Source organism: Bacteroides sp. (assembly GCF_019417265.1).
Lineage (GTDB): Bacteria > Bacteroidota > Bacteroidia > Bacteroidales > Bacteroidaceae > Phocaeicola.
Genome location: NZ_DXVR01000106.1, coordinates 1 through 8,142, shown reverse-complemented (window position 1 = coordinate 8,142; position 8,142 = coordinate 1). Strand labels below are relative to the sequence as shown.

Genomic DNA, 8,142 nt, shown 5'->3' with positions numbered 1-8,142 from the left:
GTATATCATGCCTCGAGGCAATGAGTTTACAATCGGAGCATTTTTTAAAGCGAAATTGAATAATGCCGGACGCGACATAAGGAATTTCATACCACCTGACATCAGTTTCTTGGAAGAACTGGCTGCCCCCAATGTATGCAGTTGCTGTCTCCAGTGATAAATCTGATCTGCCAGATCCACCTTTGCAGGACACACGTTCTGACATGAATAGCACAAAGAACATGCCGATACGTTATCATAGTAATGAAGAGGTGCTTTCAGCATACCCAGATTGATACCTATAGGACCGGGGATAAAGTAAGTATATGAGTAACCTCCCGAACGGCGATATACAGGACATGTATTCATACATGCTCCACAGCGAAGACAGTTCAAGGTTTTGAGATGTTCCTGATCGGCCAAAATACGGCTTCGGCCATTATCAACAATGATGATATGTAACTCTCCTCCCTTGCGAGGTTTCCGATAATGAGATGTATAGGTTGTGATAGGCTGTCCGGTACCTGAACGGGCAAGCAGACGGGTAAATACTCCCAGTGCATTACGGTCCGGTACAATTTTCTCCATACCGAATGCTGTTATCTGAAGTTTTGGCTGCGATGTTCCCATATCGGCATTACCTTCGTTTGTACAAACGACGCATTCTCCTGTTGAAGCAACAGCAAAATTAGCCCCTGTCATAGCTGCTTCGGCTTCGATAAACTTACGACGCAGGTTTTTACGGGCAGCATGGGTAAGATAGGTCTGATCATTATTGCCGGGTTCTGTTCCCATCTCACGGACGAACAACTCTCCGATTTCTTCTTTCTTAACATGGATAGCAGGAAGTACGATATGACTTGGACGTTTATGCATCAGCTGGAGAATACGTTCTCCCAAATCGCTTTCTACGACCTCTATACCTTTATTTTCAAGAAATTCATTCAGTCCACATTCCTCAGCCAGCATTGATTTGCTTTTGATAAAATGCTTCACCTTATGTCCGTTCAAAATATTATAGACAATGGAACAGTACTCATCGGCATCTTTTGCCCAATATACATGAGCTCCGTTGGCTAAGGCATTTTTTTCAAACTCTATCAGCAACTGCTCCAGATGACTGTTGCTGTACATCTTTATAGCAGATGCCATATCACGCAGATGTTCCCATTCAGGAACCTCTTTGCTTACTTTATCACGTTTGGCACGAACCATCCACAATGTTTCATCGTGCCATGCTGCCAGTCCTTTATTCTCCAGAAACTTTCCGGCAGCTTTTGAATGTTTTGTACTCATAATCCTGCAGCTAATACTTGAACAATATGAATGGTCTTTATAGGAAGTTTTTCACGAGAGATAATACCGTTCTGATGCATCAGGCAAGAACCGTCGGCTCCTACGATATATTCGGCTCCCGTAGCCATGTGACGTTTTACTTTATCACGTCCCATTTGCCCTGATACATCGTGCTCTTCTACGGCAAACATACCGCCAAAGCCACAACACTCATCGGGACGTTCCGGTTCTACAATTGTGATATCTTTCACCAACGACAGCAAATCGCGCAACTTATTATAATAAGGTATGTTCAATTCGCTTGGAGAAGAAAGTTTCATCAGACGTACTCCATGACAACTGTTCTGGATACTTACTTTATGAGGAAATGAAGCCTGAAGGGAAGACGGTTTCACAACATCGTGAATAAACTCGCAGATATCGTATATCTTGCCTTCGCTGGCACAACGATGTTTTTCTAGCAGATTGCCATAATGATCGCGCACGAATACTACACAACTGGCAGAAGGCCCGACTATATAATCATAGCTTTCAAATAATCTATCGAATCGCTTGGCTAATTCCTTCGATTCGTTTTCGAACCCTGCATTCGCCATAGGCTGTCCGCAGCAGGTCTGGTCTAACGGATAGTCAACATCTACCCCCAAGCTTTTAAGAAGCTTATATGAAGCAACCCCAACTTCGGGATAAACAGCATTGATATAACAGGGAATAAATAATCCTACTTTCATCTTTTTGTCTATTTTGTTTCTGTATAAACAAAGTTATGCGTTATTATCGAATAAACAAGAGAATAAAAATAAAAAAGTAATGAACCTCTGTTGTTTATATGACTGTGACATGACTCTGTTAACAAATTGATGGACTTTTTTTAAAGTGGCTAAAATCTTATGTCATCATTATTCAGTAGAAATTTATGATTCAGACGATTCAAACATTGTATCATGAATAATGATAAATATAATAGATTTCTTCATTCATACTTCTTTATTTTGTATTTTTGCGGCAAATCGAAATTATTAATAAATTAATATATGGCAAAAGAAAAAATTATACTGACCGGCGACCGCCCAACCGGTAAGCTTCATATAGGTCATTATGTGGGTTCTCTGCGTCGTCGTGTAGAACTCCAGAACTCTGGAATGTTTGATAAGATATTCGTTTTCGAAGCTGATGGACAGGCTTTGACAGACAATATAGACAATCCTGAAAAAGTTCGTCAGAATGTTATTGAGGTGGCTCTTGACTATCTTGCTGTAGGTCTTGACCCAAACAAATCTACTATCTTTATTCAGTCACAGATCCCGGAACTTTGCGAGTTGAGTTTCTATTTCATGGATCTCGTTACTGTTTCACGTCTTCAGCGTAACCCAACAGTGAAGACTGAAATTCAGATGCGTAACTTCGAAACAAGTATCCCTGTAGGTTTCTTTACATACCCTATCAGCCAGGCTGCAGATATAGCAGCGTTCAAGGCTACTACAGTTCCTGTTGGTGAGGACCAGGAACCAATGATAGAGCAGACACGCGAAATTGTCCGCCGTTTCAACCATATTTACGGTGAAACACTGGTAGAACCTGAAATCCTGCTTCCTGACAATGCAGCATGTCTTCGTCTTCCGGGAACAGACGGAAAGGCTAAGATGAGTAAATCACTCGGAAACTGTATCTATTTGTCTGACTCAGCTGATGAAGTGGAAAAGAAAGTAAAGAGTATGTATACAGACCCTACACACATCAAGGTTAGTGATCCGGGAAAACTGGAAGGCAACTGTGTTTTTACATATCTTGACGCATTCTGCCGTCCTGAACACTTCGGACGTTACTTGCCGGATTATCCGAACCTTGACGAACTGAAAGCTCACTATACCCGTGGCGGTCTTGGCGATATGAAGGTTAAAAAGTTCCTTGCAGCCATCATGCAGGAAGAACTTGGTCCTATCCGTGAACGCCGCAGCGAGTTCGAAAAAGATATCCCGGCAGTTTACGAAATGTTGAAGAAAGGTTGCGAAGTGGCACGCGAAACAGCTGCACAGACAATGGATGAAGTCCGCAAGGCAATGAAAATCAATTATTTTGATGATGTAGAACTCATATCCGAACAGGCTAAACGTTTTGCCGAATAATTCTTGAATTAGTATATAACTGAAAAACGTCCGGATGATAAAGTGTTTATCGCTCCGGACGTTTTTCTTTATATATATGTCTGTTTATGCCTGTTGCTGCATGATAAGATATGTTGTGTAAGCTATATAACAAGCCACAAGTAAGGCACCCTCGATTCTTGTAATAGTACGTTTTTTGAAGAACCAGCCTACCAGCCAGAACAGTACAGAAGACAGTACAAGTACCAGAATGTCAATATTGTTGATATTTCCCATAGGCAGTGGCGATACCGAAGCACTGCATCCCAGTACGAAGAACAGATTGAACAGGTTGCTTCCTATTACGTTTCCTATGGCTATTCCCGGATTTTTCTTCAGAGCGGCTGTCACTGAAGTGGCAAGCTCAGGCAATGATGTACCTCCGGCTACGAGTGTCAGACCTATAATTGAGTCGCTTACTCCAAGTGATGAGGCTATACCGCTTGCGCCTTCCACAAACCATTGTCCTCCGAAAATCAGTCCTGCCAGTCCGCCAAGGATATATATTGAAGAACGCCATACCGGCATTTCAGCTATTTTCTGTTCTTCTGATTCTCCCTCCTGATTGCGGGCTATGGAGAAAGAGTAACGCATGAATATAAGGAAGAAAGCCAACAGTACAAGTCCGTCGGCACGGCCTATTACATTGCTGGTTCCACCGTCAAGCCAGATATCATTAGCCATAAAGGCAAGTACGAACGAAGAAAGAATAACCAGAGGTATTTCCTTGCTCATTGTGCCTTGTCCCACCTGTATAGGGAGTACCATAGCCGTACAGCCTATAATCATAAGTATGTTGAAGATATTGCTACCTACCACATTACCAATCGCCATTTCCGCGCTGCCCTGTATTGAAGACAGGAGGCTTATTACCAGCTCAGGTGCAGACGTACCGAATGCCACGATAGTAAGACCGATTACGAGGTCGGATATTTTAAACCGTTTAGCCACCGATGCGGCTCCGTCTGTCAGTGCGTTGGCTCCTGCCAATATCAATGCCAGACCTGCAACCAATATAAAGATATTCCAAATCATAACTTTTAGTTTATTGTTTAAAAAACTATTTTCAACTCACATTATAATATCCTTAAACAGGTTTTAAATAGTATTTAAATACCATTTGAATGATGTTTAAAGTTGTGAGGGTTATATACACGACTTTATGTTAAAATCCTTATCTGACTTTGGCTCAGAATGATGAAATTAATTTTTTTAATATCATGTCTGCATATGTATGCCAAATTTCAAGAGGTATCTGTCTATATTCAGGGAATAATGTTTTAACATATTCAATTTCAAAGACAAGTCTGTATTCTGAAGGATTGTTGTCTATTTCTCCTTCTTTCCTTGTTCCTACACGTGCTATTTTAATCTTGTATAAATCGCGTATTCCCATTCCACTTAGATAAGGAATAAAATAGTATAATTTATCTAAGTCTATTGTAGAAGGGAATCTTTTCCCCGTATAATAGATTGTTGCGTTTTTGTTGATAAACTTTTTTGTATTATCTTTCTTAACAAGACATATTAACACATTCTTGTCTATATTGATTCTATTTGATTCGCAATATCCATCAGATTCCATTTCTTTTAATGTATTTGATATGATACCGTTTGGATATTCAGTGAGCAAATCAATAAAATTAAGTTGTTTGATTTTTATATCTTTTTTCTTTATTGTATCAATTTTCTTTTCATATAGTTTTTCAGTTTCATTCTCTTGAAGTTCTTTTAACACTTGTGATACCGCTTCTGAACAGTCACAAGTTTTTGTTGGCATAATAGTTTGGATATCATTAAATAGCCTGATCAGGGATCTTCCTATGGCACAAGCAAGGTTTACAGGTACAGCGTTACCTATTTGTTTGTATTTATCACTCATCGTACCAGCAAAAAGCCAATCGTCCGGGAATGTTTGTATTCTGGCATATTCTCTAACTGACAATGGACGTGTTTCAAGAGGATGACAGCGCTCTGTTTGCTTTTGGCATGGTGAGCAGGTTAATGTAAGAGATGGTTCATCCAGTGACAGACGGCGTGCCATTCCTGTTTTTCCTCCTCCCAATAACCAACTTCCGCCTAAATATTCCTTTGCAATTTCTTCTGGAAGATTACGCCAATCTCCACCCTGTGGAACTAATTCAAGAATCTTTTGTTTCTTAATTGGATAGCTTACACCTTCAGATTTAGGAACATCTGTATCGTATATAACACTTTTATAGAGAGCATCTCTTAAAGTGAGAACTTGTGTGTAAGGAGATGGCCAACGGAAATTGACTTTTGATGCAATGTCGTTTCTGATAGCAATAAGTATCAGTCTTTCTCTCTTTTGCGGAACCTGATACATGATAGCTTTTAGAACACGTGGTTCTACTAATGTATATCCAAGTTCTGCAATAGTATTTTTTATTGTATTGAATGTCCTACCGTCGTCATGTGAAACCAGTCCTTTGACATTTTCACACATAAATACCTTAGGACGAATTTCATTTACAGCTCTTGCAAGTTCAAAAAAAAGTGTGCCACGTGTGTCATTGAATCCTCCTTGTTTACCGGCATAAGAGAATGCCTGGCATGGAAATCCTCCTGATAAGAAATCTACTTTATTGCGAAGAGGCGTAAAATTGATATGGCGTACGTCTCCTTCTATTATATTCCATTTAGGGCGGTTAATACGAAGTGTATTGCATGCTGATTTATCGAATTCATTTAGTAAAACATGTTTGAACCCTGCTTTTGAAAGTCCAAGTGCAAGTCCGCCACCACCTGCAAAAAGTTCTACAGAAGTATATTCACGGATTGGGGTTGTTTGGAATTCCTTATTCCAGTTACTGTCTAATATTTCTTTTACTTCTGGTATTGTGGTTAGTTCTTCAAGATAGAAGCCTTTTATACCATTTTCAGTATGAGATGGATAAGTTCCATTCTCTGCCCATTTTTGAACAGTTGCGTTTGATGTCCCTATTAAAGCTGCAAGATTATTTTCTGAAATGAATTGCATATTTATAAACTGCCCTTTTTAGTTATTTCTTCGGCTATTTCCTCTATTTTTTGTAAAATAAGTGCACTTCCGTCAATGCCGTCTTCTTCAACTACTTCACCAAATGCTTTGGCTAATTGGTAATAGAATGTTTTATCTCCTGTAATATGTTCCCAAAATTCTGCTCCACAATACACTGGATAAGTAGTTGCAATAGTCTTATAGTTTGCTGAAACCCTTTCACCATATAATACCCCGACAATCATGTCATCCATTTGTATTGGTATCCTGTCTAATCGAGCCTTTCCTATAAGACGTTTGAAATGTCCTAAAATGGTGTCAACATCATCTTTGTTTATGGTTTGTGGCCCGGCTTTACATTGGCAATACTTTTTTCTGCCGTCAAGTTCATCGATAAATTCTATATCAATTCCATCGATACCGGATGCACAACCTGCAACTTGAGCAAGTTGGGATATAAAGATTTGTATGTTCTGACCGAAACTTGTGTTTAGGCTGGTTCCTAAAATACGTGGGTAAACCAAAGCTTTGGCCATTGATTTAGGTGTTGTGTCTCCACATAAAAAGGCTGAAAGGTAATTAATGAGAAATGGGTTTATATCAAAGTCTTTAAGTCGTAGCTTCTTAAGATTTTTAATATGATTGGGTATGATAGATGTGCGAAAATAATTTTTCCCACTTTCTATTATTGCTTTTTTTTGTTCCTCTGTCATTCTGTTTAATGTTATGATTACAATTGCAAACATACTAAAAAATCTTCGTTTATATCAAAAACGAAGATTTTATATTTCCTCAGACAACCACATTTGAAACCGGCGGTTATATCCATCTGCTCTTTCTTCTGGAAAGAGCTTGCCATACTTTCCGTGATATATGCTTCGGCTTTTACCTTCGACAGGTCGATGAATGTCACTACCGGTACGGAAGGTTTTACGTCGGAATATTTCTCTATATGAGTCTGCTGTACATATCCGTCGAATGGTGCGTATATCTTTGTGTCGTTAAGTGCGTTTGTGGCATCGTCATAATCGGTCCTGGCTTTCTCATAGTCCGCCAGTGCCTTTTCGAAGCTTGCTGCCGAGATGTTGTCGCGTTCATAAAGTGCTGAAATCCTTCTGTATTCCGATTCAGCCTGTGCCGGTGTTGTGGCTGTTCTTTTCTGACGTATAATATAGTCGCGGTCGTCAATCGAGGCTATCAGTTCTCCTTTTCTGAAGAACTGTCCGTTCTGTACATCGAATGTTTTTACCGGTCCTCCCACACGGAATGAAAGCTCTGTAACTCTGTAAGGTCGTGAAATGAAAGTATAGCTTCGTGTGGTTTTTGTCTGCCGAAGTGAATATGCCCTGTATCTTGTCTGATAATCAGAACTGGTCATTCCGCTGATATAGTGATAGATGCGCAAATCTTTTATAGAAAGCTTAAGCTAAGTTCCGGAAACTCTTCGACGTAGAAAGCGGAACACGTTCGTGTAACGGGTGGAACACGTTCGTGACGCGCTCGGAACACGTTCGTGTCACGCGCGTAACACGTACGTGTCACGGTTTCTCAATCGGCGCGTTCAGAGAAGTCGGGCATGAACTTCTCGGAATACATGGCGTTGCTCTCCGGCAATACCGATCTGCTCGATAAGGCGAAATTGGAAAAGAAAATCGCATCGCTCGGAGGTTCCGCAGTTGCAGGAGATAGCGGGCAAGGTGTGGAAGAAGGAGGACGAGCTGA

At 40.2% G+C, this 8,142-nt stretch carries 7 protein-coding genes; 1 reads left to right on the top strand and 6 read right to left on the bottom strand.

Annotation, left to right across the window (positions count from 1 at the left end):
• A partial coding sequence (locus tag QZ379_RS11060; RefSeq protein ID WP_291564519.1) for an LUD domain-containing protein occupies window positions 1-1,275 on the bottom strand: 1,275 nt, incomplete at its 3' end.
• Window positions 1,272-2,006, bottom strand: a complete 735-nt coding sequence (locus QZ379_RS11055) for a (Fe-S)-binding protein (protein ID WP_291564517.1) — start codon at window positions 2,004-2,006, stop codon at window positions 1,272-1,274. The genes QZ379_RS11055 and QZ379_RS11060, both read right to left, overlap by 4 nt.
• A gap of 303 nt (window positions 2,007-2,309) precedes the next feature.
• Between QZ379_RS11055 and trpS the strand changes: the two genes are divergently transcribed.
• Window positions 2,310-3,401, top strand: a complete 1,092-nt coding sequence (gene trpS / locus QZ379_RS11050) for a tryptophan--tRNA ligase (protein ID WP_291564514.1) — start codon at window positions 2,310-2,312, stop codon at window positions 3,399-3,401.
• Window positions 3,402-3,485: 84 nt separating this feature from the next.
• Here the strand turns inward: trpS and QZ379_RS11045 are convergent, their stop codons facing one another.
• The 4 genes from QZ379_RS11045 to QZ379_RS11030 form a co-directional block, all read right to left on the bottom strand.
• Window positions 3,486-4,454 carry a calcium/sodium antiporter gene (locus tag QZ379_RS11045; protein WP_291564511.1) on the bottom strand — a complete coding sequence of 323 codons (969 nt, stop codon included), beginning with the start codon at window positions 4,452-4,454 and terminating at the stop codon, window positions 3,486-3,488.
• A 154-nt stretch (window positions 4,455-4,608) separates the two neighbouring features.
• Window positions 4,609-6,420 (bottom strand): DNA cytosine methyltransferase, encoded by a 1,812-nt coding sequence (gene dcm / locus QZ379_RS11040; RefSeq protein ID WP_291564508.1) that lies wholly within the window; start codon window positions 6,418-6,420, stop codon window positions 4,609-4,611.
• A 2-nt stretch (window positions 6,421-6,422) separates the two neighbouring features.
• Window positions 6,423-7,133: a PmeII family type II restriction endonuclease gene (locus QZ379_RS11035; RefSeq protein ID WP_291564505.1), complete on the bottom strand. Its 711-nt coding sequence runs from the start codon at window positions 7,131-7,133 to the stop codon at window positions 6,423-6,425.
• A 17-nt stretch (window positions 7,134-7,150) separates the two neighbouring features.
• Window positions 7,151-7,825: an efflux RND transporter periplasmic adaptor subunit gene (locus QZ379_RS11030; RefSeq protein ID WP_291564502.1), complete on the bottom strand. Its 675-nt coding sequence runs from the start codon at window positions 7,823-7,825 to the stop codon at window positions 7,151-7,153.
• Window positions 7,826-8,142 lie beyond the last annotated feature (317 nt).